This window comes from Micromonospora sp. KC207, assembly GCF_004348615.1.
Lineage (GTDB): Bacteria > Actinomycetota > Actinomycetes > Mycobacteriales > Micromonosporaceae > Micromonospora.
The window spans coordinates 1-26,071 of the sequence record NZ_SMKJ01000036.1; the positions used below are offsets into that span (position 1 = coordinate 1).

At 74.7% G+C, this 26,071-nt stretch carries 19 protein-coding genes and 1 pseudogene; 13 read left to right on the forward strand and 7 right to left on the reverse strand.

The window, feature by feature from the left end; translation table 11 throughout:
- The 5 genes from E1258_RS07135 to E1258_RS07155 form a co-directional block, all read left to right on the forward strand.
- A partial coding sequence (locus E1258_RS07135) for a CapA family protein (RefSeq protein WP_371688579.1) occupies positions 1 to 1,135 on the forward strand: 1,135 nt, incomplete at its 5' end.
- A 79-nt stretch (positions 1,136 to 1,214) separates the two neighbouring features.
- Entirely contained in the window at positions 1,215 to 2,003 is a 789-nt protein-coding gene (gene nth, locus E1258_RS07140) for an endonuclease III (protein ID WP_132397973.1), read from the forward strand.
- Positions 2,000 to 2,611 (forward strand): TlpA disulfide reductase family protein, encoded by a 612-nt coding sequence (locus E1258_RS07145; protein WP_132397975.1) that lies wholly within the window; start codon positions 2,000 to 2,002, stop codon positions 2,609 to 2,611. Before nth ends, E1258_RS07145 begins: the two co-directional genes overlap by 4 nt.
- Complete coding sequence (locus E1258_RS07150; RefSeq protein WP_132397977.1) at positions 2,608 to 3,306, forward strand: CoA pyrophosphatase; 699 nt, start codon at positions 2,608 to 2,610, stop codon at positions 3,304 to 3,306. Before E1258_RS07145 ends, E1258_RS07150 begins: the two co-directional genes overlap by 4 nt.
- Before the next feature lie 58 nt (positions 3,307 to 3,364).
- Positions 3,365 to 4,543, forward strand: a complete 1,179-nt coding sequence (locus E1258_RS07155) for a MarP family serine protease (RefSeq protein ID WP_132397979.1) — start codon at positions 3,365 to 3,367, stop codon at positions 4,541 to 4,543.
- A gap of 40 nt (positions 4,544 to 4,583) precedes the next feature.
- Here the strand turns inward: E1258_RS07155 and E1258_RS07160 are convergent, their stop codons facing one another.
- From E1258_RS07160 to eccCa, 3 genes are all read right to left on the reverse strand, one after another.
- A complete protein-coding gene (locus E1258_RS07160) occupies positions 4,584 to 5,336 on the reverse strand; it encodes a phosphatase PAP2 family protein (RefSeq protein WP_132397981.1) in 753 nt (250 codons plus the stop codon).
- Positions 5,337 to 5,424: 88 nt separating this feature from the next.
- On the reverse strand, positions 5,425 to 6,789 hold the full coding sequence (mycP, locus tag E1258_RS07165) for a type VII secretion-associated serine protease mycosin (protein ID WP_132397983.1): 1,365 nt from the start codon (positions 6,787 to 6,789) through the stop codon (positions 5,425 to 5,427).
- A 100-nt stretch (positions 6,790 to 6,889) separates the two neighbouring features.
- On the reverse strand, positions 6,890 to 10,876 hold the full coding sequence (gene eccCa, locus E1258_RS07170) for a type VII secretion protein EccCa (RefSeq protein WP_132397985.1): 3,987 nt from the start codon (positions 10,874 to 10,876) through the stop codon (positions 6,890 to 6,892).
- A 101-nt stretch (positions 10,877 to 10,977) separates the two neighbouring features.
- Between eccCa and eccD the strand changes: the two genes are divergently transcribed.
- Positions 10,978 to 12,372 carry a type VII secretion integral membrane protein EccD gene (eccD, locus tag E1258_RS07175; RefSeq protein WP_132397987.1) on the forward strand — a complete coding sequence of 465 codons (1,395 nt, stop codon included), beginning with the start codon at positions 10,978 to 10,980 and terminating at the stop codon, positions 12,370 to 12,372.
- Between the two features lie 31 nt (positions 12,373 to 12,403).
- On the opposite strand, the gene E1258_RS07180 is transcribed toward eccD, so the two are convergent.
- Entirely contained in the window at positions 12,404 to 12,910 is a 507-nt protein-coding gene (locus E1258_RS07180) for an inorganic diphosphatase (RefSeq protein WP_007073387.1), read from the reverse strand.
- 466 nt (positions 12,911 to 13,376) lie between these two features.
- On the opposite strand from E1258_RS07180, the gene dacB reads away from it, so the two are divergent.
- The 3 genes from dacB (at position 13,377) to tilS (ending at position 17,159) form a co-directional block, all read left to right on the forward strand.
- Positions 13,377 to 14,906: a D-alanyl-D-alanine carboxypeptidase/D-alanyl-D-alanine-endopeptidase gene (gene dacB, locus E1258_RS07185; protein ID WP_371688580.1), complete on the forward strand. Its 1,530-nt coding sequence runs from the start codon at positions 13,377 to 13,379 to the stop codon at positions 14,904 to 14,906.
- Positions 14,907 to 14,974: 68 nt separating this feature from the next.
- Complete coding sequence (locus E1258_RS07190; protein ID WP_132397990.1) at positions 14,975 to 16,042, forward strand: zinc-dependent metalloprotease; 1,068 nt, start codon at positions 14,975 to 14,977, stop codon at positions 16,040 to 16,042.
- A gap of 10 nt (positions 16,043 to 16,052) precedes the next feature.
- Entirely contained in the window at positions 16,053 to 17,159 is a 1,107-nt protein-coding gene (tilS, locus tag E1258_RS07195; protein WP_132397992.1) for a tRNA lysidine(34) synthetase TilS, read from the forward strand.
- 69 nt (positions 17,160 to 17,228) lie between these two features.
- On the opposite strand, the gene E1258_RS07200 is transcribed toward tilS, so the two are convergent.
- Positions 17,229 to 18,191, reverse strand: a complete 963-nt coding sequence (locus tag E1258_RS07200; RefSeq protein WP_132397994.1) for a GlxA family transcriptional regulator — start codon at positions 18,189 to 18,191, stop codon at positions 17,229 to 17,231.
- Positions 18,192 to 18,343: 152 nt separating this feature from the next.
- Between E1258_RS07200 and E1258_RS33130 the strand changes: the two genes are divergently transcribed.
- The 4 genes from E1258_RS33130 to folE all read left to right on the forward strand — a co-directional run bounded on the left by E1258_RS33130 (position 18,344) and on the right by folE (position 22,286).
- On the forward strand, positions 18,344 to 18,481 hold the full coding sequence (locus E1258_RS33130; RefSeq protein ID WP_165949673.1) for a hypothetical protein: 138 nt from the start codon (positions 18,344 to 18,346) through the stop codon (positions 18,479 to 18,481).
- A 101-nt stretch (positions 18,482 to 18,582) separates the two neighbouring features.
- Positions 18,583 to 19,158 carry a hypoxanthine phosphoribosyltransferase gene (hpt, locus tag E1258_RS07205; protein WP_132397996.1) on the forward strand — a complete coding sequence of 192 codons (576 nt, stop codon included), beginning with the start codon at positions 18,583 to 18,585 and terminating at the stop codon, positions 19,156 to 19,158.
- Between the two features lie 417 nt (positions 19,159 to 19,575).
- Positions 19,576 to 21,591, forward strand: a complete 2,016-nt coding sequence (gene ftsH / locus E1258_RS07210; protein ID WP_007073380.1) for an ATP-dependent zinc metalloprotease FtsH — start codon at positions 19,576 to 19,578, stop codon at positions 21,589 to 21,591.
- The gene (folE, locus tag E1258_RS07215) at positions 21,588 to 22,286 is read left to right on the forward strand and encodes a GTP cyclohydrolase I FolE (RefSeq protein WP_207919454.1); all 699 of its coding nucleotides are present in this window, start codon (positions 21,588 to 21,590) and stop codon (positions 22,284 to 22,286) included. Before ftsH ends, folE begins: the two co-directional genes overlap by 4 nt.
- A 98-nt stretch (positions 22,287 to 22,384) precedes the next feature.
- Here the strand turns inward: folE and E1258_RS34485 are convergent, their stop codons facing one another.
- A complete protein-coding gene (locus tag E1258_RS34485; protein ID WP_243715250.1) occupies positions 22,385 to 23,224 on the reverse strand; it encodes a hypothetical protein in 840 nt (279 codons plus the stop codon).
- 134 nt (positions 23,225 to 23,358) lie between these two features.
- Positions 23,359 to 26,070, reverse strand: a pseudogene (locus E1258_RS07225) (hypothetical protein); the annotation flags it as partial.
- Position 26,071 lies beyond the last annotated feature (1 nt).

The following is a 26,071-nucleotide window of genomic DNA, read 5'->3' on the forward strand; positions in this document are numbered from 1 at the left end:
CCACCGCCCCGGCGCCGCCCGCCCGCGCCGCCGCGCGGCGCTCATCCTCGGCGTGCTGCTCGTCGCCGGCTGCGCCGAGCCCAGCAAGGCACCCTCCCGGCCGCCCAGCACCCAGGGCGGGGCGACCGGCACCGCCTCCCCGGTCCCTGCCGGGGAAGCCCCCGAGGGCAAAGCCGAAAGCGTGTCGCTCTCCGCCACCGGCGACATCATCATGGGCAACGCGCCGAACCGGCTCCCGCCGGGCGGCGGGAAGGGCTTCTTCGACTCCGTCAAGGAGGCGCTCGCGGCCGACCTGGTGATGGGCAACCTGGAGGAGCCGCTCACCGTCGACACCGGCACCGGCAAGTGTGGTGCCAACTCGACCCGGTGCTTCCAGTTCCGCGCCCCGCCAGAGTACGCGGCGCACCTGCGCGACGGCGGATTCGAGCTGCTCAACCAGGCCAACAACCACGGCTACGACTACGGCCCCAAGGGCTACCGGAACACCCAGGCCGCGCTGGAGAAGTACGACCTGGCGCACACCGGCGCGCCCAACCAGATCACCGTGGTCGAGGCCGAGGGCGTCAAGATCGCCGTCGCCGGCTTCTCGTCGTACGTCTGGTCCAACAGCCTGGTCGACATCGACGCCGCCCGCGAGGTGGTGAAGAAGGCCACCACCATGGCCGACGTCGTCGTCGTGCAGGTGCACATGGGCGGCGAGGGCTCGGACAAGACGCGGGTGCGCCCAGGTACCGAGATGTTCCTCGGCGAGAACCGGGGCGACCCGATCAAGTTCTCCCACGCCATGATCGACGCAGGGGCGGACCTGATCGTCGGCCACGGCCCGCACGTGCTGCGCGGCATGGAGTTCTACCGGGGCCGGCTCATCGCGTACAGCCTCGGCAACTTCGCCGGTGGCGGCAACTCGCTGAGCAACAACGGCCGGCTCGGCTGGGGCGGCGTGCTGAAGGTGTCGCTGAAGCCCGACGGCAGCTTCGCCGGCGGGTCCTTCACCTCGACGTACATGAACTCGATCGGCAAGCCGACCATGGACCCGGACGATCGGGGCCTCGGCCTGGTCCGGCAGCTCACCCGGCTGGACTTCCCGAAAAGCGGCGCCCGTTTCGACGACGAGGGCCGGATCACCGAGGGGTGAGCCGGCCCGGCCGCGCGGGCCCGAGGCCCGGCCGCGCGGGCCCGACGGGCCGTGACCGGGCCGACGTAGGCTTTCCGTCGTGACCACCAGTTCCCCCGGAGCCCCCGAGACCGACCTCGGCCGCACGCGCCGCGCCCGGAAGATCCACCGGGTGCTGACCCAGACGCACCCCGACGCCCACTGCGAGCTGGACCACGCCAACCCGCTGGAGCTGGCCGTCGCCACGATCCTGTCCGCCCAGTGCACGGACAAGAAGGTCAACGAGGTCACCCCGAAGCTGTTCGGCCGCTACCCGACGGCCGCCGACTACGCCGGGGCGGACCGGGCCGAGATGGAGGAGCTGATCCGGCCCACCGGCTTCTACCGGAACAAGACCACCTCGCTGATCAGGCTCGGTCAGGCCCTCGTCGAGCGGTACGACGGGCAGGTCCCCGGGAAGCTGGACGCCCTGGTGACGCTGCCCGGGATGGGCCGCAAGACCGCCAACGTCATCCTCGGCAACGCCTTCGGCGTCCCCGGGATCACCGTCGACACCCACTTCCAGCGGCTGGTGCACCGCTGGCGGCTGACCGCCGAGACCGACCCCGTGAAGATCGAGCACGCGATCGGCGCGATGTACCCGAAACGCGACTGGACGATGCTGTCGCACCGGATCATCTTCCACGGCCGGCGGGTGTGCCACGCCAAGAAGCCGGGCTGCGGTGCCTGCACGCTGGCGAAACTCTGCCCCTCGTACGGGACCGGGCCGACCGAGCCGGCAGCGGCCGCGAAGCTGCTCAAGGGCCCCCGGGCTCGGGACCTGGCCGTCGCGGCGGGCGTCGACCCGGAGCTGGTGCCGCAGCAGGCGGTCGCCGCGGAGGCGCCGTGAAGCGCCGCCTCACCGCCCTGCTCCTGCCGCTCGTTTTGCTCGCCGGCGCCTGCACGACGGCTCCGGCCGAGGAGCCGACGCCGGCCGAGCCCCGGAGGAACACCAGGCCGTCGCCGTTCGCCGCCTGCGCGGCCCTGACGGTGCCGCCCGCCTCGGCCGCCCCCGCCCCCGTCGGGCCCGGTGGGCCGGAGCTGCCCGAGCTGACCCTGCCCTGTTTCACCGGCGGCGACCCCGTCGCCCTGCGGGACGTCCGCGGGCCGGCCGTGGTCAACCTGTGGGCGTCCTGGTGCCCGCCCTGCCGCAAGGAGCTGCCCGCGTTCCAGCGGCTCAGCGAGCGCGCGGACGGCCGGCTCCAGGTGATCGGGGTGAACACCCGGGACAGCCGGGACGCCGCCCAGTCGATCGGCGAGGACTTCGGCGTTCGCTTCCCGGTCCTGTTCGACCAGGGCGAGAGCCTGCGCCGGGCGCTCAACCGCAACGCCGTCCCACTGACCGTGCTCGTGGGCGCGGACGGCCGGGTCCGGCACGTCGACACCTCGGGAGCGCTGGACGACGCCCGCCTCGCCGCGCTGGTCCGCGAGCACCTCGGCGTGCTGGTGACCCCGTGAGCCGCACTCCACCACCCTGGATGGGGCCGCTGCTGTCCCGGCTCGGCACCGCGCGGGTCGAGGACTTCACCCGGCTCACCACCCCGGCCAGCGGCGGGCGGGAGAGCGCCGTGCTCGTACTGCTCGGTGAGGAGCCCGGGGCGGGGCCGGACGTGCTGGTCCTGCAACGCGCCGCCACCCTGCGCAACCACGCCGGGCAGCCGGCCTTCCCCGGCGGGGCGGCCGACCCGACCGACGCCGACTCCGCCGCCACCGCCCTGCGCGAGGCGAACGAGGAGGTGGACCTCGACCCGGCCAGCGTCACCGTCCTCGCGGAGCTGCCGAGGCTGTGGATCCCGGTCAGCGAGTTCGTGGTGACCCCCGTGCTCGGCTGGTGGCACCGGCCGCACCCGGTGCACCCCCGGGAGCCGGCCGAGGTCGCGCACGTCGCCCGGCTGCCGGTGGCCGAGCTGGTCGCCCCGGAGAACCGGATGCAGGTACGCCACCCGAGCGGCTGGATCGGCCCGGCCTTCTCGGTGCGCGGGATGCTGGTCTGGGGCTTCACCGCCGGGGTGCTCGCCGCCCTGTTGGAGATGGGCGGGTGGGCCCGTCCGTGGCCGGGCGACCGGGTCGTCGACCTGCCGCCGTCCGGCGCCGCGCCGGCCCCCTCCGCCGGCACCGACCCGGCAGACGAGATGGCCGGACCGCTGACCTGACCGTCACGTTCCGCGAGCGGCGGGCACCCGCCGTGCCCGGTGCCCGTACCCTTGGGGCGTGTCCGCCGTGGATCTCGTTCTGCTCCTGCTCATGCTCGTGTTCGCGATCAGCGGATACCGTCAGGGCTTCGTCATCGGGGTGCTGTCGTTCTCCGGGTTCTTCCTGGGCGCGCTCATCGGGCTACAGGTCGGGCCGCTGCTGGCCCGCCAGTTCACCGACAGTGGCACCCGGGTGCTGATCTCTCTCGTCGCCGTCTTCGGGCTGGCCGTGGTGGGGCAGGCGCTGGCCGGCTGGCTCGGTTCCCACCTGCGTCAGACCATCACCAGCGATGTCGCCAAGCGGGCCGACGACGTCGGCGGGGCCTTCGTCTCGCTCTTCGCGGTCATGCTGGTCGCCTGGCTGGTGGCCGTGCCGCTGGGTTCGTCATCGCTGCCCTGGCTGGCCTCCTCCGTGCGCAACAGCGCGCTGCTCACCGTGGTCGACCGGGTCCTGCCCGACCAGGCGCAGGAGTTGTCCACCGCGCTGCGGGACACCGTCGACACCAACGGCTTCCCGGACGTCTTCGGCGACCTCGCGCCCACCCGGGCCCGACAGGTCGAGCCGCCCGACCCGGCGCTCGCCGGCTCCCAGGTGGTGGCCGACGGCCGGCGCTCGGTGGTCAAGGTGCTGGGCTCCGCGCCGAGCTGCGCGCGCCGCATCGAGGGTTCCGGCTTCGTGTACGCCGACGACCGGGTGATGACCAACGCGCACGTGGTGGCCGGCACCCGCTCGGTGGCGGTCGAGCTGAACGGCGACCGGTACGACGGCGAGGTCGTCGTCTACGACCCCGACCGGGACCTGGCCGTGCTGCGGGTGCCGGGGCTGCCCGGCCCGTCCCTGCGGTTCGCCGCCGGCAACGCGGGCAGCGGGGCGGACGCGATCGTGCTGGGCTTCCCGCTCGACGGGCCGTACAACGCCCAGTCGGCGCGGATCCGGGACGTCGACCGGATCACCGGCCCGGACATCTACTCCTCCGGCGACGTGACCCGGGAGATCTACACGATCCGGGCGTTGGTCCGCAGCGGTAACTCGGGCGGCCCGCTGCTCTCCTCGAACGGTCTGGTACTCGGGGTGATCTTCGCGGCGGCGGCGGACGACCCGAACACCGGCTTCGCGGTGACGGCGGCCGAGGCCCGCCCGGTGGCCCTGGCCGGAGCCGAGCGGACCCGCGGGGTGGCCACCGGCGAGTGCACCTGACGGCGGCCCCACCCGGCTCCGGCCGCCGTGACCCGGGCTCTCAGGCCGTCGGCGTCCGGTCCCGGCCCGCCGGGCCCGGGGGCCTCCAGGTGCGGAACGCGGCCGTCGTGGCGGCCACCGTGGCCGCACCCAGCACCCAGCCGCCGACCACGTCACTGGCGTAGTGCACACCGAGCGCCATCCGGCTCACTCCGGTCAGCCCGGTCAGCACGGCGGCGGCGATCCAGAGCGCCCACCGCCGGGCAGGGCGGGTGCGGGCGTACGGGAGGAAGACCACCAGCAGCACCCCGGCGGCGAGGGCGGCGTTCAGTGCGTGCCCGGAGGGGAACGAGTAGCCGGTGGCCCAGCCCACCGGGTCGGGCAGTTCGGGCCGGTCCCGGCCGACCAGCAGCTTGAGCAACGCGCCGAGCAGGCCACCCACCGCCATCGTGGTGGCCGCCCACCAGGCCAGCCGCGAGGCGCGCCGGGCGAACAACCAGACCACCACGGCGAGCGCGGCGACCCGTAGCGGCCCGGGACCGAGTGCGTGGGTCCAGACGGTCATGAACCCCACCCAGCCGGGGTGGTCGACGGCGTACCCGTGCAGGGCCTGCGCGACCGAGGCGTCCAAGCGGTGCAGCGGCGGCCAGGAGCCGAGCACCAGCAGGGCGAGCAGGGCGAACGGCACCAGGACCAGGAAGGCGGCGGTGGCGGCGAGGGTGAGCCGCAGCCCCGGCGAATGGTCGGGGTCGAGCCGGCGGGCCCGCCACGACGGCGACGCGGGGACGCGGGTGCGCTGACCGGACGTGCTCATGCCCGGCATCCCTACCCAGCCGGGCACCGGATCAGCCGGCCGAGCACGGAATCGGGCCGGCCGAGCACGGAATCGGGCCGGGGAGTGCTCAACGGGCCCTCTGACGGAAGCGGCGGACCACCAGCGCCGCTGCGGTGACCAGGGCGACCACGAGGGCCACGCCGGCCCAGAGCCGCCTCGGGTCGGCGTCGTCCCGGCCGCCGGCGGGCTGCGCCGTCCAGCGGGTCTGCTGGTGGGGCGCGGTGAAACCGAGCGGGTCCGCGCCGGCACCCGCGACCGGGGCCTCCTGCGTGGAGCCGGGTGCCGGGCCGAAGCCCACGACGCCGGGGGAGAACTGGTCGTCGAGCGGGTTGCGCCCCACCGGCGGCACGTCGGCGGTGAGCGCGGCGACCGGGTCGACCAGGCCGTACCCGAAGCGGTCGTCGCGGCCGGTGGGCCCGATGTCCCGGGCGGTGCTGATCAGGCGGTTGACCACCTCGCCGGCGGACATCTGCGGCCAGCGGGCCCGGATCAGCGCGGCGGCGGCGGCCACGAGCGGGGACGCGAAGCTCGTGCCCTGCACCCGCCAGTACCCGCCGTCGGGCCGGGCGCCGACCAGGCCGGTCGCCGGGGCGGTGAGGATCGTCGGAGGGCCGGTGATCGAGCCGGACCACAGGTTGTCGCTGGTGCGCTCCAGGCCGGCCACGGCGATCACGCCCGGCTCCCGCGCCGGGTACCAGACCTTGGTGTCGGAGGACGAGGCGACGTTGCCGGTGCAGGCGACCACCACCACGTCGCGGGCGAACGCGTAGTCCAGCGCCGCCGCCAGGGCCGGGCTGTCACCGCTGCCACCGAGTGACAGGTTGATCACCCGGGCGCCGTTGTCGACGGCCCACCGGACCCCCTTGGCGACGATGAGCGCGTCGTCGTACCGGTTCTCGTCGTCGAGGACCCGCACCGGGAGGATCTTCGCGTCCGGGGCGAGCCCGACCGCGCCCCGCCGGTCGTCGTCGCGGCCGGCGATCAGGCCCGCCACCGTCGTGCCGTGCCCGACCGGGTCCGGCCCCTCGCCCGCGGCGCCGTCGACCAGATCGATGCCGGGCAGCACCTGGCCGGCCAGGTCCGGGTGGGAACCGTCCACCCCGGAGTCGATCACCGCGACGACTACCCCGCGCCCCGTCGAGGTGCGCCACGCGGTCGACGCCCGCAGCTCGTCGAGCTGCCACTGCTCGTCGCGGACCTGGTCGGCTCGGGCCGGCGCGTCGACCGGAGACACCCGCGAGAGCGCGCTGGCCGTCGCCGGGGCGGTGAGCGGGACGAACCCGGTGGGGCGGGCCGGCGCGGCGAGGGCCGACGGCGGAACCGGACCGATGAGCGACACCGCGAGCGTGGCCGTGCCGACCAACACGCGGCCGGTGAACCGTCGCGCGGTCGCGGGTCTGCCGTGCCGAACCCCAGTCACATTTCCAGCCATTCATCGCGGCGGACACATGCTGCTCGGAGATTACCGGTTTCCACCCCCGTCACGCGGCATTCCGGGGGGCAGATCACCGGGTCGCCGGCGTGTGGACCCCCTACTGCGGGGCAAGGTGGGCCAACTGGACCAGGCGTACGCCCTCGCGCCGGGTCACCAGCCGGGCCCGTCCCGGCGGGAGCGGACCGGGCCGGACCTGGCCGACCAGCGGCCCCTCGTCGGGGCTGCCGGCCATCACCAGCCCGGGGGTGGAGAGCTCCTTCAGCCGCTGGAGGAACTGGTCGTAGCCCCGCCCGGCGCCGCCGGCCCGGCGGGCGAGTACCAGGTGCAGGCCGATATCCCGGGCCTGGGGGAGGTGCTCCTCCAGGGCCCGCAGCGGATTGACCGGCCCGCTGGCCACCAGGTCGTAGTCGTCCACCAGCACGAACAGCTCCGGCCCCGACCACCACGACCGCTGACGTAGCTGCGCCGGGGTGACGTCCGGGCCGGGCAGCCGGAGCTGCATGTACCCGGCGGCGGACTCGACCAGCTCGGTGGTGCGGGCGGCGGCCGTGCCGTAGCCGATCCGGTGCTCGGTCTCGATCGCGCCGATCAGGCTGCGCCGGTAGTCGACCAGGATCACCCGCGCCTGCTCCGGGGTGAACCGGCTGACGATGGTGGCCGCGAGGGCCCGCAGGAACGACGACTTGCCGCACTCGGCGTCGCCGAACACCAGCAGGTGCGGCTCGGTGGCGAAGTCGAGCACCACCGGGCGCAGGTCCGCCTCGGCGATCCCGACCGGCAGCGCCAGCCCGGCCGTCGCGGTCAGGTCCAGCTCCGCGTACGGCAGCACGGGCGGCAGCAGCCGGACCGGGGGCGCCACCGGACCGTCCCACGCCCCGGCGACCGCCTTGACCAGGGTGGCCGTGTCGCCGTCCGGGCCGGCCAGCCAAGGCAGGGCGGTGAGGAAGTGCAGGCTCTCGCCGGTCATGCCCCGGCCCGGCTGCTTGTCCGGCACGGCCGCCGCCGCCGCGCGCCGGACCAGCAGCGAGTCCGACGGGTCACCGAGGCGCAGCTCCAGGCGGGAGCCGAACAGATCCCGGATCGCCGGACGGAAGTCCGTCCAGCGGATCGCGGCGGCCACCACGTGCACCCCGTACGACAGGCCCCGGGTGGCCAGCTCGGTGACCAGCGGCTCCAGGTCGTCGTACTCGTTACGCAGGGTGCCCCAGCCGTCCACCACCAGGAACACGTCGCCGAACGGGTCGGTGCCGGGCTGCCCGGCGGCAGCGAGCGCGGCCCGCCGCTGCCGGTACGCGGCCATCGACTCCACCCCCAGCTCGGCGAAGCGGCGCTCCCGGTCGACCAACACGGTGACCAACTCCCCGACGGTGCGCCGCACGGCGGTCGGGTCGGTCCGGCCGGACACCCCGCCCACGTGCGGCAGGTCGCGCAGCGCGGCCAGCCCACCACCGCCGAAGTCCAGGCAGTAGACCTGCGCCTCCACCGGGGTGTGGGTCAACGCCAGCGCGCATACCAGGGTGCGCAGCAGGCCCGACTTGCCGCTCTGCGGGCCGCCGACCACGCCGACGTGCCCGGCCGACCCGCCGAGGGTGAGCCAGAGCAGGTCCCGCCGCTGCTCGAACGGCTTGTCGATCACGGCCACCGGCACCTGGAGCGCGCCGTGCAGCTCCGGGTTGGCGAAGGTCAGCCCGCGCGTCGGGTCGATGCCGACCGGGCCGAGCAACTCGTCGAGGGTGGGTGCGGTATCCAGCGGCGGCAGCCACACCTGGTGTGCGGGCGGACCCTGCCCCGCCAGCCGCCCCACCAGCACGTCGAGCAGGCTTTCCCGGCCGGCCTCGTCCTCGGCGGCCGCCGTCAGGGCCAGGGTTGGCGGCTCCGGCACCGGTGCCACGTAGGTGGAGAAGGCCAGCAGGCGGGGCGCGCCGGCCCCGCCGGAGGCCGCCGCGCCGCTCCGGCGTCGCAGCGCCCCCGAGACGTACGCGGCCTTGAAACGCATCAGCGGCTCGGTGCCGAAGCGCAGGTACCCGTGCCCCGGAGAGCGGGGCAGCTCGTGCGCGTCCGGAACCCCGAGCACCGTCCGGGACTCCAGGGCCGAGAAGGTCCGCAACCCGATCCGGTACGACAGGTGGGTGTCCAGCCCGCGCAGCCGTCCCTCCTCCAGCCGCTGGCTGGCCAGCAGCAGATGCACCCCCAGCGACCGGCCCAGCCGGCCGATCTGCACGAACAGGTCGATGAATTCCGGCTTGGCCGACAGCAGCTCGGAGAACTCGTCGCAGATCAGCAGCAGCGACGGCAGCGGGGCCAGCGGCGCGCCGGCCGACCGGGCCCGTTCGTAGTCGCGCAGGCTGGCGTAGTTGCCGGCCCGGCGCAGCAGCTCCTGGCGACGCATCAGCTCCCCGTTGATCGCGTCGACCATCCGGTCGACCAGCGGCAGCGCGTCGGCCAGGTTGGTGATCACGGCGGCGGTGTGCGGGAGCCGGTCGAAGGACGCGAAGGTGGCCCCGCCCTTGAAGTCGACCAGGACGAAATTGAGCTGCTCGGAGCTGTGTGTGGCGGCCAGCCCGAGGACCAGGGTGCGCAGCAGCTCGGACTTGCCGGAGCCGGTGGCCCCGATCAGCAGCCCGTGCGGGCCCATCCCGTCCTGCGCGGACTCCTTGAGGTCCAGCTCTATCGCGCCGCCGTCGGCGCCCACCCCGATCGGCACCCGCAACCGGTCCCGCGCCGACCGGGGTGCCCAGCCCTGCTCGGCGGTGAAGCTCTCCGGGTCGCCGATGCCGAGCAGTTCGGGCAGGCCCAGCTCGGCGTTGACCGGGGCGTCCGGCCCGCGTACGGCGGTGGCGAGCCGCAGCGGGGCGAGCCGGCGGGCGACCGCCTCGGCGTCGGCCAGCGCCAGCCGGTCGGCGATGCCCACCTCAGCGTGCCCCTCGACGGAGTGCGAGTGCAGCCGGCCGCCACGCAGGTCGAGCAGGAGGGCGTACCGGTCCAGCAGCCGGGGCGGCGGGGTGTCCAGGTCGACCACGGTGACCGCGTCGATGCCGCCGTCGCCGACGAGGTCGGTGGCGCCGGTGAGGTCGCCGCCGTCGAGCACCACCACGACGTGTGGCCCGTCGGTGGCCGGGCCGGTCGGGCTGAACCGGGACCGGCTGGCCAGCACCTCGTCGAGGAGCCGTTCCAGCTCGACGGCGGAGCTGGTGACCAGGCGGACGGGGCCGACGGCGTCGGTGCGGGTGGGGTGGTGGGCGTGGGGCAGCCACTTCACCCACTCCCACAGCGCCCGCCGTTCCGGGCCGGCGCAGACGGCGACCATCAGCTCGTCCGGGGCGTGGAAGACCGCGAGCTGGATGAGCAACGCCCGGCCCAGCGCCTGCGCGTCGGGCGATCCGGTGCCGGGCCGGACGCCCGCCTCCGCGCCGTCGCGGGGTGCCTCGCCCCGGACGAAGACCCGGACGAAGCTGCGCAGCGACAGGGCCACCGGCAGGTCGGGCACCACCGCGTACGCGTCGAGGAACCGCCGCAGCGCTCCGGCGGTCATCGGCTCCAGCTCCTCCAGAGGGCGGGTGACCGGCGGGACCAGCGGGGTGGCCAGGGTCTGCGGGCCGACGCCCACCCGGACCACCGCGAAGTCGGGGTCGCCGGGCCGGCGCTCCCAGACCCGGTGGCTGTCGACGGTCGACCAGAGCCGGTCCGGGTCCGGGTGGCGGTAGTGCAGCCCGGCCCGCTGCCGCCCGGCGGTCTGCCGGACCCGGCGGCGCAGCGCGCCCAGGTGCCGCAGGTACTCCCGGCGGGCGGCCATCATCTCCGACTTCTTCGGGGTGCCGGAGGCGCTGCCCCACGAGGTGACCAGCATGGCCAGCGAGGAGAGCCCGAACATCCCGCCGACCACGTACGAGTACGCCCCGCCGCCCCGGCCGAACATCATCGCCATCGCGACCGTCCCGCCCAGCATGGGCAGCACCATCAGCGCCTGCTGCCAGCGGCTGCCGGTGACGGCGGGGATCTCCGGCGGGGCCTCGACGGGCAGCTCGCCGACCGGGATCTCCGGCGCGGGTCGCCGGGGTGGTCGCTTGATGACGACGGTGGACACTCGACCTCCCCACAGCGCTCGGTAACCCGAGCCTGGCTCATGGTAGGTAGAGTCCTGTCGTCCGCGCAGCCACCATCCTTCCTCGATATGGAGATGCGTCGATGACAACCGGGCTGGCCCGTGTCACGATCAGCGCCCCCCAGCGTCGGGTCGACGTCGCGCTGCCGGAGCAGGTCCCCTTGGCCGAGCTGCTGCCCGAGGTGCTCCGGCACGCCGGCGAGGGGCTGGCCGACGACGGCGAACGGCACGGCGGTTGGGTGCTGCGCCGCACCGACGGCGCGGTGCTGCTCACCGCGCAGGCCCTGCTTCCCCAGGGGGTCCGCGACGGCGAGGTGCTGCACCTGGTGCCGGCCCGCGCGCAGTGGCCCGAGCTGGAGTACGACGACGTGGTCGAGGCGATCGTCGACGGGGCCCGCCGCCGGGGTGCCGCCTGGTCGCCGGCCGCCACCCGATCCGCAGCCCTGGCCGGCGCGGCCGTACCACTCGGCGTGGGGCTGCTCGCCGTGCTCGCCGCCGGGCCCGGGGGCGGCTGGCCCGTCGCGGGCGCGGTGGCGCTGCTGCTCACCCTCGCCGGCGCGGTCGCCTCCCGCGCGTACGGGGACGGGGCCACCGGCGCGACCCTGGGCGGCTACGCCCTGCCGTACGCGTTCGCGGCCGGCGCCCTCGCGGTCAGCTCCGGCGACGCGATCGGCCCGGTCGCGCCGTTGCCCTGGCTCGGTGCCCCCGAGCTGCTGGCCGGCGCGGTGGCGCTGCTGCTGGTGGCGGTGCTGGGCCTGCTCGGGGTGGCCAGCGGGGTGCGGGTCTTCGTGGCCGGCGCGACCGTCGGCGTGGCCGGCGCGCTCGCCGGCCTCGGCGGGCTGGCGCTGCCCGCAGGGGGTGCCGCCGCCGTGCTGGTCTGCGTCCTGGTCTTCGCGCTCGGGGCACTGCCGCTGCTGGCCATCCGGCTGGGCAAGATGCCGCTGCCGCCGATCACCCTGCCCGGCGACAGCGGCCCCGGCGCGGACGCCGTTCGGGACCTGCCGGACCGGGCCCGGGTGCACGCGGCGGTGGCCCGCACCGAGGAGATGCTCACCGGGATGCTGCTCGGGCATGCCGTGCTGGTGGCCGGGGCGGCCGTGGTGCTCACGACGGCGGGCGGGGTGGCCGGGCGGCTGCTGGTCGCCGTGGTCTCCGCCGTGCTGCTGCTGCGCTCGCGGCTGTTCGTGGCGGTTCGCCACCGGATGCCCCCGGTCGTCGCCGGACTGGCCGGGGCCGCCCTGCTCGGTGGGGTGCTGGCCGTGGGCTCGGGGTCGGCGGGGCGGCTGGTGCTGGCCGTCGGCGGGCTGGCCGTCGCCCTGCTCGCCGTGGCGGCCGGGACCACATACGCCCGGCGGCCCGCCTCCCCGTACCTGGGCCGGGCGGCCGACCTGGTCGACACGGCGCTGGTGGTCTCCGTGGTGCCGGTGGCCTGCGCGGTGCTCGACCTGTACGAACGGGCCCGAGGGCTGCTCGGCTGAGCGGCCACCGGGCCCGTCGACGCGGGGTGGGTCAGTGGATGGTCTCGCCGCGCTCCTCGGCCTCCTTGGCCCGCCGGTACGACGCGCGGATCTCGGCCTCCGCCTCGACGCGGCCGACCCAGGTCGCGCCCTCGACCGACTTGCCGGGCTCCAGGTCCTTGTAAACCTCGAAGAAGTGCTGGATCTCCAGCCGGTCGAACTCGCCGAGGTGGTGGATGTCGCGCAGGTGCTCCTGGCGCGGGTCCTCGTAGGGCACGCAGAGGACCTTGTCGTCGCCGCCCTTCTCGTCGGTCATCCGGAACATGCCGATGGTGCGGCAGCGGATCAGGCAGCCCGGGAAGGTCGGCTCGGGGACCAGCACCAGCGCGTCCAGCGGGTCGCCGTCCTCGCCCAGGGTGCCCTCGATGAACCCGTAGTCCGCCGGGTACTGCGTGGACGTGAAGAGGGTGCGGTCCAACCTGATCCGGCCGGTCGCGTGGTCCACCTCGTACTTGTTGCGGTGACCCTTGGGGATCTCAACCGTGACGTCGAAATCCATCTCCCACGCTCCCTCGTTTGCCCACGCTGGCTGACGGAACCAGTGGCACCGCTCCCGGGCAGGTGAATGCCCACCCGCCCGCTCCGGCCGCCGCATAGTCTTCGGACCGAAGTAGTGTCACCCAAGCTGTTTTCCGCACGGGGAGGAGGGGGTCGTGGGGAGGGAAGATTCACACTACCGCCCACAGGGGGTTGACGGGCGGAAGAACCCGCACCCGGGGTCCGGGAACGCGACCGGGCGGGTGCCGGTGCCCGAGGCACACGTTCCGCGCGCTCAGGAGCCGGCTCCGGACGACTTCGACCCGGAGGCCACGGCCCCGATCGTCGGGCCGGGCGAGCGTCCCCCGCCGCCGGCGTGGCGGCCCTCGGCCGCCGGCGGCTCCCCGGACCTCGTCGCGGCCTCCGCCGCTTCCGTCGCGGCGGGCGTGGCCGACCAGCCCGCGCCCGTGGCCCCGGAGCCGGCCGCCGTGCCGGTCCCGTCCGCGACCGGCGGTCCCGGTGACCCGCCCGTCGGTCCCCCGCCGGGGTACGACCCGTCGCCCGCCCGCCGCCGACGCCGCCCGCTGGCCGTGCTCGCCGTAGTGCTGCTGCTCGCCCTGGTCGGAGCCGGCCTGGTGGTGGTCCGGCCCGGTCCGGTCGCCGGCTGGCTCGGCGACGGCGGGGCCACCCCGCGGGCGAACACCGCAACCGCCGAGCCGGACCCGGCCCCGGTCCTCGCCGGCCCGGACGCCAACGCACCGGAGCCCACCGCCGACGGGGTGGAGGCCGCGATCGGCCCGCTGCTGGGCGCCACCGAACTGGGCAGCCGGGTGAACGTCTCGGTGGCCGACGTGACGACCGGCCGATCGCTCTACTCGCGGGGCGGCGACGACGGCACCGTGCCCGCATCGGTGACCAAGCTGGCGACCGCCGTGACCGTGCTGGAGGCCCGCAGCCCCGACCACCGCATCCCGACCCGGGCGGTGGCCGGCGCGGCCCCCGGCGAGGTGGTGCTCGTCGGCGGCGGCGACCCCACCCTCGCGGTCGACGGCGACGGCTTCTACCCCGGCGCGGCCCGCCTCGACGCCTTGGCCGAGCAGGTCAGAAAGGCGCTCGGCAACACCGCGCCGACCCGGGTCACCGTCGACTCCACGCTGTTTCCCGGCCCGGTGTACGGGCCCGGCTGGGACTCGGACATCCCCACCGGCGGGTTCGGCGCGGCGATCAGCGCGTTGATGACCGACGGTGCGCGGGTGAACCCGGTGGTGGCGAAGAAGAACTTCGACGCGAGCCACGGCTGGGCGGAGCGCAGCCCCCAGCCGGACCTCGCCGCCGGCCGCGCCTTCGCCCGGCTGCTCGGGCTCTCCGGCGCGGCCGGCGAGGTCAAGCGGGGCACCGCGCCGACCGGCGGCGGGGCCTCGACCGGCGGGGCGCCGGCCCCGGGCACCGAACTGGGCAAGGTCGAGTCGCCGCCGATGATCCGGCTGGTCGACATGATGATCACCGACAGTGACAACGTGATCGCCGAGGCGCTCGCCCGGCAGGTGGCGCTGGCCCGGAACCGGCCGGCCTCCTTCACCGGCGGGGCGGCGGCGATGGACATCGTCCTCGGCGAGCTGGGCCTGCCCGCCGACGAGATCACCCTCTCCGACGCCAGCGGGCTGTCCCGGCGGAACCGGATCAGTCCGTCCCTGCTGACCGACCTGATCGCCCTCGCCGGTGACGGCACCCACCCGGAGCTCGGCATCATCTTCGGCGGCCTCCCGGTGGCCGGCTGGTCGGGCACCCTGGACGGGCGGTACCGGTCGGACGGCACGACGGCCGGGGCCGGCGTGGTCCGGGCCAAGACCGGGACGCTGACCGGAGTGCACGCCATCGCCGGGCTGGTCACCACCGCCGACGGGCGGCTGCTCACCTTCGCCGTGCTCGCCGACCGGGCCCCGGCGGGCAGCCTCGACGACACCCGCCGCGCCCTCGACCGCGTCACGGCCGCCCTGGCCCGCTGCGGCTGCCGCTGACCGGTTCGAGGTGGTCTGTCCTTCGATCGCTGAAAGGTAGGGTGTTCCGGCGCGGGTACGGTGGGTCCATGGCGCAGTTCGTGGACTGGGATCTGGCCGCCGCGACGGCGGGGGCGTTGGGCAAGTCGGGGCCCCGGGTGTCGTACGCCGAGGCCACCGAGGTGGTCTCCGAGTTGCGGCGGCTGACGGACGAGGCGGCCGGGCACGTGGCCGACTACACGGGGCTGCGGTCCCAGGTCGTCCACCCGCCCGTGCGGGTGGTGGACCGGCGGGACTGGGCGGCCATCAACATCTCCGGGCTGCGGGAGGTGATCACCCCGCTGATCAGCCGGCTCTCCGGCGACAAACGGCCGGGCCCGATCACGGAGGCGGTCGGCTCCCGGCTAACCGGGGTGCAGGCGGGGACCGTGCTGGCGTACCTCTCCGGCCGGGTCCTCGGCCAGTACGAGGTCTTCTCCGGCGACCCCGGCCAGCTGCTGCTCGTCGCGCCGAACATCGTCGAGGTGGAGCGGAAGCTGGGCGCCGACCCGCGCGACTTCCGGCTCTGGGTCTGCCTGCACGAGGTCACCCACCGTACCCAGTTCACGGCCGTGCCGTGGATGCGGGCGTACTTCCTCGGCGAGGTGCAGGCGTTCGTCGACGCCTCGCAGGGCGGCGAGCACCTGCTGGAGCGGCTGCGCCGTGGGGTGGCCACCCTCGCCGACGCGGTGAAGGACCCGGAGAGCCGGGCCAGCGTGCTGGACATCGTGCAGACCCCCGCCCAGCGGGCCGTGCTCGACCGGCTCACTGCGCTGATGACCCTGCTGGAGGGGCACGCCGAGTTCGTCATGGACGGCGTCGGCCCCCAGGTCATCCCCAGCGTCGAATCGATCCGCGCCGCGTTCAACCGGCGTCGGGAGACGGGGAACCCGCTGGAGAAGGTGACCCGCCGGCTGCTCGGCGTCGAGGTCAAGATGCGCCAGTACGCCGAGGGCCGCAAGTTCGTCCACGGCGTCGTCGAGCGCGTTGGCATGGACGGCTTCAACAAGATCTTCGGCTCCCCGCTGACCCTGCCCCGGCTCGACGAGCTGGGCGACCCCGACGCCTGGGTCGCCCGGGTGCACGGGCCGGCCGCCACCACCCCGACGGCCGGCTGACCGTACGCCGATGCCCGCGCTCGCCCCGCCGGTCGCCGCCGTCCGGCTCGCGGTCCGCCGCGCGCTGGCCGGGCTGGCCGGGGCCGGGCCGGTGCTGGTCGCCTGCTCGGGCGGGGCTGACTCGCTGGCCCTGGCCGCCGCCGCCGTGTTCGTCGCGCCCCGGCTGGGGCGCCCGGTCGGCCTCGTCACCGTCGACCACGCCCTTCAGGCCGGCTCCGACCGACGGGCCGCCGACGTCGCCGCCTGGGCCGCCGGGGCCGGGTTCGCGCCGGCCGAGACGGTACGCGTCGACGTGTCCGGCCGCCCCGGCGGACCCGAGGCGGCGGCCCGCGAGGCGCGCTACCAGGCGCTGGCCGAGGCGGCCCGGCGGCACGGTGCGGCGGCGCTGCTCACCGGGCACACCCGCGACGACCAGGCCGAGACGGTGCTGCTCGCGCTGGCCCGGGGTGCCGGCCCACGCGGGCTGGCCGGGATGCCGCCCCGGCGGGACCTGTGCGGGGTGCCGCTGCTGCGGCCCCTGCTCGACGTGAGCCGCGAGGAGACCCGCAAGGCGTGCGCCGCGCTCGGCCTCACGCCGTGGGAGGACCCGCACAACGCCGACGCGTCGTACGCCCGGGCCCGGGTCCGGGCTGACGCGCTGCCCGCGCTGGTCCGCGCCCTCGGCCCCGGGGTGGTGGACAACCTGGCGCGGACCGCCCGCCTGGTGGCCGCCGACACGGCCGCCCTCGACGCCCTCTCCGCCGCCGCCCTGTCCGACGCCCGGTCCGCTCCGGCGGCGGAGCCTGGTGACGCGCCGAGCGGGGGCGTCCCGGTGTCGGCCCCCGCCGGCGCGGGTGGGTCGGCGCTGGCCGGCGTGCGGGCCCCGGACGGCGGGCTGGCGGTGACGGCGCTGGCCGGGCTCGCCCCGGCCGTGCGGACGCGGGTGCTGCACGCCTGGGCCCGGGAGCTAGGCGCGCCGCCCGCCGCACTGTCCCATCGTCACGTGGCGGCGCTCGACACCCTGGTCACCGACTGGCACGGCCAGGGCGAGGTCCACCTGCCCGGCGGCCTGCGGGTGGTCCGCCGCGCCGGCCGGCTGACCGCTTCGGGCGGGTCCGCCATACCTCGTGAGCCGTGATCGACGCCAGGTCGGCGGATGCCGGGTCGCCGGGGTCCGGAGGCCCCCAGGCCGCCGGCACCGAGTGGATCAGGGAATGGTGGCGCGGTCGCGGAAAGTGGTGCGGTAGGCGTGCGGGGTGGTGGCGAGCCGCCGGGCGAAGTGGTGCCGCAGCGCTGCGGCGTCGCCGAATCCTGACCGGGCGGCCACGCTCTCCACGCTCAGCCCGGTTTCCTCCAACAGCCGCCGGGCCAGCAGCACCCGCTGGTTGGTCAGCCAGTCGTGCGGGGTGGTGCCGGTCTCGGCGCGGAACCGGCGGGCGAAGGTGCGCGGCGTCATCCCGGCCCGGACGGCGAGCTCGTCGACGGTGATGGGCCGGTCCAGGTGGCCCATCAGCCACTCCAGGACCGGTTCCAGGGTGGGTGCCTCGGGCGCCTTCGGGATGGGTGCCTCGATGTACTGCGACTGTCCGCCGTCGCGGTGAGGCGGAACGACCATGCGGCGGGCGAGCCGGGTGGCGGTGGCCGAGCCGTGCTCCTGGCGTACCAGGTGCAGGCAGGCGTCGATGCCGGCGGCCGTGCCGGCGCCGGTGAGCAGGCGGCCGTCGGCCACGTAGAGCGAGTTGCAGCGGACGCGGGCCCGGGGGTGACGGCGCTGCAACTCGTCGACGTACCGCCAGTGGGTGGTGCACTCCCGGTCGTCGAGCAGCCCGGCCTCGCCGAGCACGAACGCCCCGGAACAGACGCTGAGCACGTATGCGCCGCGCGCGTGGGCCCGGCGCAGAGCCGCCAGCACCGCGGGCGGCACGACCGCGCCGTCGCTGTGCCCGGGGACAGCCACGAGGTCGGCGTCCTCGACCGGCGCGAGGTCGGTGTGCGGGGTGAGGAGGAAGCCGGAGGCGGTGCGCACCGGCGCGCCGTCGGCCGTGCAGACGTGGAACCGGTAGCCGGGGAACCCGTCGTCGGTGCGGTCGGTGCCGAACACCTCGGCGAACACGCCCAGCTCGAACGGGGCCACCCGGTCGGTCATGACGACGGCGACTGAACGGAGCATGTGACGAGGGTAACCGCACGGGTGGCAGAAAATCGAGGCCCTGTGGCGTTCCTGCCACTGTCCGGCGGGCGGTGGTCGGCGCAGACTTGGGGCAAGTCCGGTGCGCACCGGCGGCGAAAGCATCCCATATCCCCGCGAAAGCGAGCGCCGCCATGGAATCCCTGTTGTTCCTGATCTTCCTGCTCGCTCTGGCCGCCGCCTCGGCGGTCGGCGTCACCGCCGACACCCGGGACTCGGCGGACTGGAAGCCCACCGAAGACGGCCGCAGGTGGAGATCCCGCACCAGCTGACCCGATTGATCCCAGTGTGCGAGAGAGATTCCGGGTGGGGCCGCGCCGAAAGGGGCGGCCCCGCCGACGGGGAGCATCCCGCGTACGGCAGGCTAGGAGCCATGGCTGACGGCTCCTGGTACGACGCCGACATCGACCACGTGATCATCTCCGAGGCGCAGATCCGCGAGAAGACCGCGGAGTTGGCCAAGCAGGTGTCGGCGGACTACGCCCACGTCGACGACGGCCTGCTGCTCGTGTGCGTGCTCAAGGGCGCCGTCATGTTCATGGCCGACTTCGCCCGGGCGCTCGGCCGGCAGGGTCCCCCCGCCGAGCTGGACTTCATGGCCATCTCCTCGTACGGCCAGGGCACCACCTCCTCCGGCGTGGTGCGGATACTCAAGGACCTGGACCGGGACATCGCCGGCCGGCACGTGGTCGTGGTGGAGGACATCGTCGACTCCGGCCTCACGCTGTCCTGGCTGCTGCGCTACCTGGAGTCGCGGTCGGCGGCCAGCGTCGAGGTCGTCGCCCTGTTCCGCAAGCCGGAGGCGGTCAAGGTCCCGGTGCCGGTGAAGTATGTCGGTTTCGACATCCCGACCGAGTTCGTCGTCGGCTACGGCCTCGACTTCGGCGAGCGCTACCGCGAGCTGCCCTACGTCGGCGTGCTCAAGCCCGAGGTCTACGCCCGCGCCTGACGGGCCGGGAGGCCGTGCCCATGGCCTTGCCTCCCGGGTCCGGTGCTCCATCGGTGTCCGTCAAGCGGACGTTCAGCGCACTCTCAGCTAGTCGGACTACGGTAGGGGCCGGTGGCGTGGAGGCATCCTCCACGCCCGACCCCTCGACCCGCGTGACCGGGCGGTCGGGTGGCCGGGTGCGGGGCTCGCGCCATGCCGGCGGAAACCTGGTTCGCCTTGCGCGTAACTGCTGGCCTCGCAAGGCCACATGTCGCGCACACGGTGTACCGTCGAGTGACCGTGACGCGGCAGTGACGCGTCCCGGGGTCGAGGCCGGCCCGCACGGCGGCTCCGGCCGCCGCCGCGGCGGCGACAAGCCATTCAGACGGTCAGGACGTCGATCAGGAGGATGCGGGCGTCTCGGCGCTCGACAACAGTATGGAACGTACGCGTTTCTTCCGCCGACCGGTGGTCTGGATCATCCTGGTCATCCTCGGCGCCGTTGTGCTCAGTCAGCTGTTCACCGCTGGTCCCAGCTACCACCGCGTGGACACTTCCGTTGCGCTCGACCAACTGCACACCGCCAAGATCAAGAAGGCGGTCTTCCAGGACAAGGAGCAGACGCTCCAGCTGGATCTGCAGAGCAAGACCAAGTTCGGCGACACCACGACCGATCGGATCGAGGCCCAGTTCCCGTACGAGGTCGGTGATGAGGTCTGGAACGAGGTCCTCGCGGCCAAGGCGGCGAACCGGATCACCGGCCCGGCCGACACCAAGGTGTCGTCCGACAGCGTCTGGGTGAGCCTGCTGGTCAACCTGCTCCCCATCGCGCTGCTCGTGCTCCTGCTGCTGTTCTTCATGTCGCAGATGCAGGGCGGCGGCTCCCGGGTGCTCAACTTCGGCAAGTCCAAGGCGAAGATGATCACCAAGGACACCCCGAAGACGACCTTCGCGGACGTCGCGGGCGCCGAGGAGGCCGTCGAGGAGCTGCACGAGATCAAGGATTTCCTGCAGAACCCGGCGAAGTATCAGGCCCTGGGTGCCAAGATCCCGAAGGGCGTGCTGCTCTTCGGCCCGCCCGGTACCGGCAAGACGCTGCTCGCCCGCGCCGTCGCCGGCGAGGCCGGGGTGCCGTTCTACTCCATCTCCGGCTCCGACTTCGTCGAGATGTTCGTGGGTGTCGGCGCGAGCCGGGTCCGCGACCTGTTCGAGCAGGCCAAGTCGAACGCCCCGGCGATCGTCTTCGTCGACGAGATCGACGCCGTCGGCCGCCACCGCGGCGCCGGCATGGGCGGCGGCCACGACGAGCGCGAGCAGACGCTCAACCAGCTCCTCGTCGAGATGGACGGCTTCGACACCAAGGGCGGGGTCATCCTGATCGCCGCCACCAACCGGCCCGACATCCTCGACCCGGCGCTGCTGCGCCCGGGCCGCTTCGACCGGCAGATCCCGGTGGACGCCCCCGACATGGAGGGCCGCAAGGCCATCCTGCGGGTGCACGCCAAGGGCAAGCCGTTCACCCCCGACGTCGACCTCGACTCGGTGGCCCGGCGCACCCCGGGCTTCAGCGGTGCCGACCTGGCCAACGTGATCAACGAGGCCGCGCTGCTCACCGCCCGCAAGGACCAGCGGGCGATCACCAACGACTCCCTGGAGGAGTCGATCGACCGGGTGATCGCCGGCCCGCAGCGTCGGACCCGGGTGATGAGCGACCAGGAGAAGAAGATCACCGCGTACCACGAGGGTGGGCATGCGCTGGTCGCCTGGGCGCTGCCGCACGCCGCACCGGTGCACAAGGTGACGATCCTGTCGCGTGGCCGCTCGCTGGGCCACACCCTGGTCCTGCCGACGGAGGACAAGTACACCCAGACCCGCGCCGAGATGGTCGACACCCTGGCGTACGCGCTGGGCGGCCGGGCCGCCGAGGAACTGGTCTTCCACGAGCCCACCACCGGTGCCGGCAACGACATCGAGAAGGCCACCGGGTTGGCCCGCGCGATGATCACCCAGTACGGCATGAGTTCCAAGCTCGGTGCGATCAAGTACGGCACCAGTGGTGACGAGCCGTTCCTCGGCCGCAACATGGGCCACGAGCGGGACTACTCCGACACGGTGGCCGCCGAGATCGACAGCGAGATGCGGGCACTGATCGAGCTGGCCCACGACGAGGCCTGGGAGATCCTGGTGGAGTACCGGGACGTCCTGGACAACATCGTCCTGGAGCTGATCGAGAAGGAGACCCTCTCCACCGCCGACATGGCCCGGATCTGCGCCCGGGTGGTGAAGCGCCCGCCGATGGCCCCGTACAACGGCTTCGGCAAGCGCCAACCCTCCACCGAGCCCCCGGTCCTCACGCCGACCGAGAAGGAAGCGCTCAAGGCGCAGGCCCAGGCCGACGGCGCATCCGTCGGCGGCGGCCTGCCGGGCGGCAACAACTCGGACGGTACGCACTGAGCACCGATCCAGCGGCCGGTCCCGAGGCACCCGGGGATGCCTCGTCGACCGAGCCCGACACCGATAATCTGGACTACCTCGCCGCGCGGCTGGTCAACGGCAAGTTGACCGGTCGCCCGGTCGAGGAGGCAGTCGACCTGGCCCGCATCGAGAAGGCCGTACGCGAGATCCTGATCGCCGTCGGGGAGAACCCCGACCGCGACGGACTCGTGAAGACCCCGGCCCGGGTCGCCCGCGCGTACGCCGAACTCTTCGCCGGCCTGCGGGTCGACCCGGCGCAGGTGCTCAGCACCACCTTCGAGGCCAACCACGAGGAGTTGGTGCTCGTTCGGGACATCGACCTGATGAGCCTCTGCGAGCACCACCTGCTCCCGTTTCGGGGCAGCGCGCACATCGGCTACATCCCCGGGCCGGACGGCCGGATCACCGGCCTGTCCAAGCTGGCCCGGCTCGTCGAGGTCTTCGCCCGCCGTCCCCAGGTGCAGGAGCGGCTCACCTCGCAGATCGCCGACCTGCTGATGGACAAGCTCGCCCCGCGTGGCGTGGTGGTCGTGCTCGAATGCGAGCACATGTGCATGGCCATGCGCGGCATCCAGAAGTCCGGGGCGAAGACGATCACCTCGGCGGTGCGCGGCATGCTCCAGCACGACGCGAAGTCCCGCGCCGAGGCAATGGCCCTGATCATCCCCCGCTGACCGGCAGCACCGTTGGGGCGACCGTTTCGGTCGCCCCAACGGTGACATTCCCGCGCCAGATCCACCTGCCCGCCCGGGTTAGCGGTCGGGGCGGCGGCTCAACCGGCCAGCATCGCCAGCACGATCCCGGCGGTGGTCAGCACCGCCGGAACGAGACAGACCAGAGCGCCCCACCGGGCCGTCCGATCGAGCCGGACGCCGGACGCCGGCATCCCGCCAGGTCCGACCGGAGGCACCGCCCCGGTGCCGCCGCCGGCCGCCACGTCCGGGTCGCCCACGGCAGGGTTCGGGGCCGCTGCGTGCGCCGGCTCCGGTGGCCGGCCGAAGATCCGGCCGACGCCGATCCAGCCGGCGACGAAGGCAACCGCCGGCATCGGGAGCCCGCAGAGCAGCGCGAACACGCTCGCCGGGCCGGTGCCGGTCGTCACGTACAGCACCACCTGGAGCAGCGGCACGACCAGTGCGATCGGCCCGTACACCAGCAGGTTGCGCAGCCGTGGCGGCCAGGCCGCTGGAGCGAGCCGGCCGCGCGCGGCCAGCAGGCCGTCAGCCCCGTCCGCCCAGCCCCGGGCCGCGCGCAGCGCCGTCAGCACCGCCGAGGGCCCGCAGACCATCTCCCGGGCCGCCTCGCTCAGCTCCGGCGGCGACGGCGCCAGCACGATCGTGGGTACCCCCAACTCGCGCAGCCGGGACCGCTGGGCCGCCAGCCGCTCGCGTACCCCGGTCAGCTCCTCCCGGGCGGCCTGGACCGCGCGGGCCTGCTCCGTCGCGGCGGTCGCGGCGCTGCGGCGCACCCCGTCGAGCTGCCGGGCGGCGGCGACGTACTCCGTCCACGTCGCCGTGCCGTCGGCGGCGGGCACCGGGTCGACGCCGGCCCGCTGTTGGAGCGGCCCGGCGACAGCCGGCGCGGCGACGACGCTGGTCTGCTCCCCGCTCATCCGCCCTCCCCGGCCCTGGTCGCGGCTGCGCCCCCGGCCCCGGTCCCCACCGCGGCCCTGATCCCGGTCGTGGTGCCGGGTCCCACCGAAATGTCGGTGCCCGGTTCGATGCCTGGTTCCGTGCCCTGCCCGGCGAACGGGACCAGCAGGACGCCCCGCTCGGCCGGACCGTCCCAGAGCATCGCCCGGCCCGGCCGGGGACGCCACTGCACCGGGTGCCCGAACAGCGCCGTCAGCTGGGCCGCCGGCACGTCCACCGTGACCACGGCGGCCAGCTTGTCGAGATCGTCCTCCGGCCGGGCCACCGCCGTGAACGCCGGCACCGTGCGCCACCAGCCCAGCAGGTGCCGGCCGGCCGGCGGGCCGTCCCGCAGCAGGGCACGCAGCCGATCCGGCGGGAACTCGTGCGGGGCGGGCCCGTTCGCCGGCCGCTCGTGCGAAGCGGGCCCGTCCAGCCCGAAGACCACCAGGTAGCCGGGCTCGTCGGCGTCCACGGCGGCGAGCAGGCCCGGCAGTCCGACGCGGTCCACCCGGTGCTGGCCGGCGAGGTCCGCCGCGAGGGCGTCGGCCACCGGCGCCGCCTCGGCGGCGAGCGTCGCCACCACGAACCGTCCCGTACCCGGCGGGTGGTGCGCCGCGACGCTCCGCGTCGCCGTGGCCAGCAGGGCGACCGCCTCCGTCCCCGGGCCTAGGACGACGAGGTTGCGGCCGGCGGCCGGGCCGAGCGGCACCGTGACCGTCGACCCCGACAGGTCCACCGCCCGGCCGAGCAGGGCCACCGGTCCCCGTGCCCGCCCCGCGAAGGCCGCCCGGTAGCTCGGATCGTTGCGCAGCAGTGGGCGCGCCCACCCGGCGAAGACGACCGGCGGAGCCGACCGCTCCGGACTGGCCGCCCAGAGCCGCCGTCGCAACTCCCCGATGGTCTCCGGGGCCTCGTGCGGGTCGGGGAAACGGACCATCCGCTCGTGCCCCCGGGTGGCGCCCCGGGGACCGCCGAGGCCGCCTGCGGTGTTCACCACCGCGCTGCCCACCGGCAGCCCGGCTGCGGCGTCGTTGGTCGGCTCCAACACCGGGCCGCCGCCGGCCAGCGCCACCCGCACCGGAAACTGCCCGAGCATCGAGTCACGGGTCGTCGGCCCGCCGGTGATCCCGAGGTCGCCATCGCCGGCCAGGACCAGATGCACCCCGTACGCCCGGCCCGATCGGGCCAGCGCGTCCAGCCGGGCGACCGCGTCGGCGGCCAGCCGGTCCCGGTCGGCCAACAGGAGTGGAACATTGTCGATCACGCAGACGATCCGGGGCAGGGCCTGGTGCTCCCGCAGAGCGGCGAATCGCTGCCCGCCGACACGCTGGCCGGCCTCGTCCCGCCGGCGGGCCTCCGCCGCCAGCTCGTCGAGGAGATTCAGCACGTACTCCCGGTCGACGGCCATCCCCGCCGAGCGCACCTGGGGCACCCAGGACCGGTCCCGCTCGGTCTGTAGTAACTCCTGGAACGACTCGCCGTCGCCCAGGTCGGCGAGGTGCAGGACCAACTCGTCCGGGCCGTACCGGGCGGAGAGGCCGAGCAGCACGTTGCTGAGGAAGGCGGCACGATCCGGCCCGGACCGGCCGCTGACCAGCCAGTGCGGGGTCAGTTCGGTGAACCCCACGGTCACCGGCCGGCCGCCGGCGTCCCCGACGGTGGTGGAGATGCCCTCCGTCGAGCCCGCCGCCCACAATGGCTCGGTCGGGTCGGGCAACAGGTCGGCCAGACTGAGCCGGGAGCCGGCCTCGATCTCCTCGGTCAGCCGTCGGCAGACGGCGTCGACCAGGCCCGACGGCGGGTCGTCGTCGACGAAGACCGGCGAGTTCAGCCCGCCGGGCGGCTCCGCGCCCGGCCCCGCCAGAGAAGTGCCGGGCGGGTCGCCCAGCAGCGCGTACGCGTTGCGCATGGCCAGCGGGGTGGCCTGCGGCAGGGGCGTGCGGGTCGCGTACGGGCCGGCCGGTGGCCAGCCGGCGACGATCAGGTGCAGGCCGGCGGCCCGTCCGCGCTCGGCCAGCGCCTCGATCCGATCCAGGTCGGCCGCAGCGGTCGACTCCGGCAGGGCCGCCACGACCAGCAGAAGCGTGCGGTCGTGCCGGCGCGGCCGGCCGCTGGACGGCGACACCCACTGCTCCGCCTCGGTGAGCACGGCCCGCAGCCCGGCGACGTCTGCGGCGGGCGGGGGCAGCAGGCCGGCGTCCGCGAGCGCGGCGAACGCTGCGAACGTGCCGCGCGGCGTCGCAGGATGCCCGGTGCCGGTGCCGGTGCCGGTGCCGGTGCCGGTGCCGGTGCCGGTGCCGGTGGCTGTGTCAGTGCTTGCGCTTGCCTCGGTGGTTGTGCCGCCGGTGGCGCTGATGCCCGTGCCGCCGATGCCGTCCGTGCCGTCGATGGCGCGGACCAGCAGGCAACCGGCGGGCGTCGCGGCGAGCAGGCGCAGCAGCACGGCCCGGAGCAGCCCGGCCACCCGGGGGTCCCGGGCGTCGTTGTCGATCGTCAGGTGCCCGGTGCCGAGCAGAGGCACGAGGGCGGGGAAGCGCGCGTCGTCCAGTGGCGCTGCGGTGCCGACCCGGACGTACGGCGGCGGCTCCTCGTTGGAGGGCGTCGCCCCGGTGACCGTATTCAGTGGCGCCCCCGCCCAGCCCGGTGCCAGCACGGCCGCCGCCGAACGCAGCCGATCCGCCAGCTCGTACTGCCGGCGCTGGTCGGCAGGCGCGGGCCGGATCTCGTCCAGGATGCTGGCCGCCGCGGCGGCCGCCGCCTCCGCCCTACGGTGCAGGGCAGCGGCGCGGTTGGTACGTGTCCTCGGACCGAACACCGCGTCCACC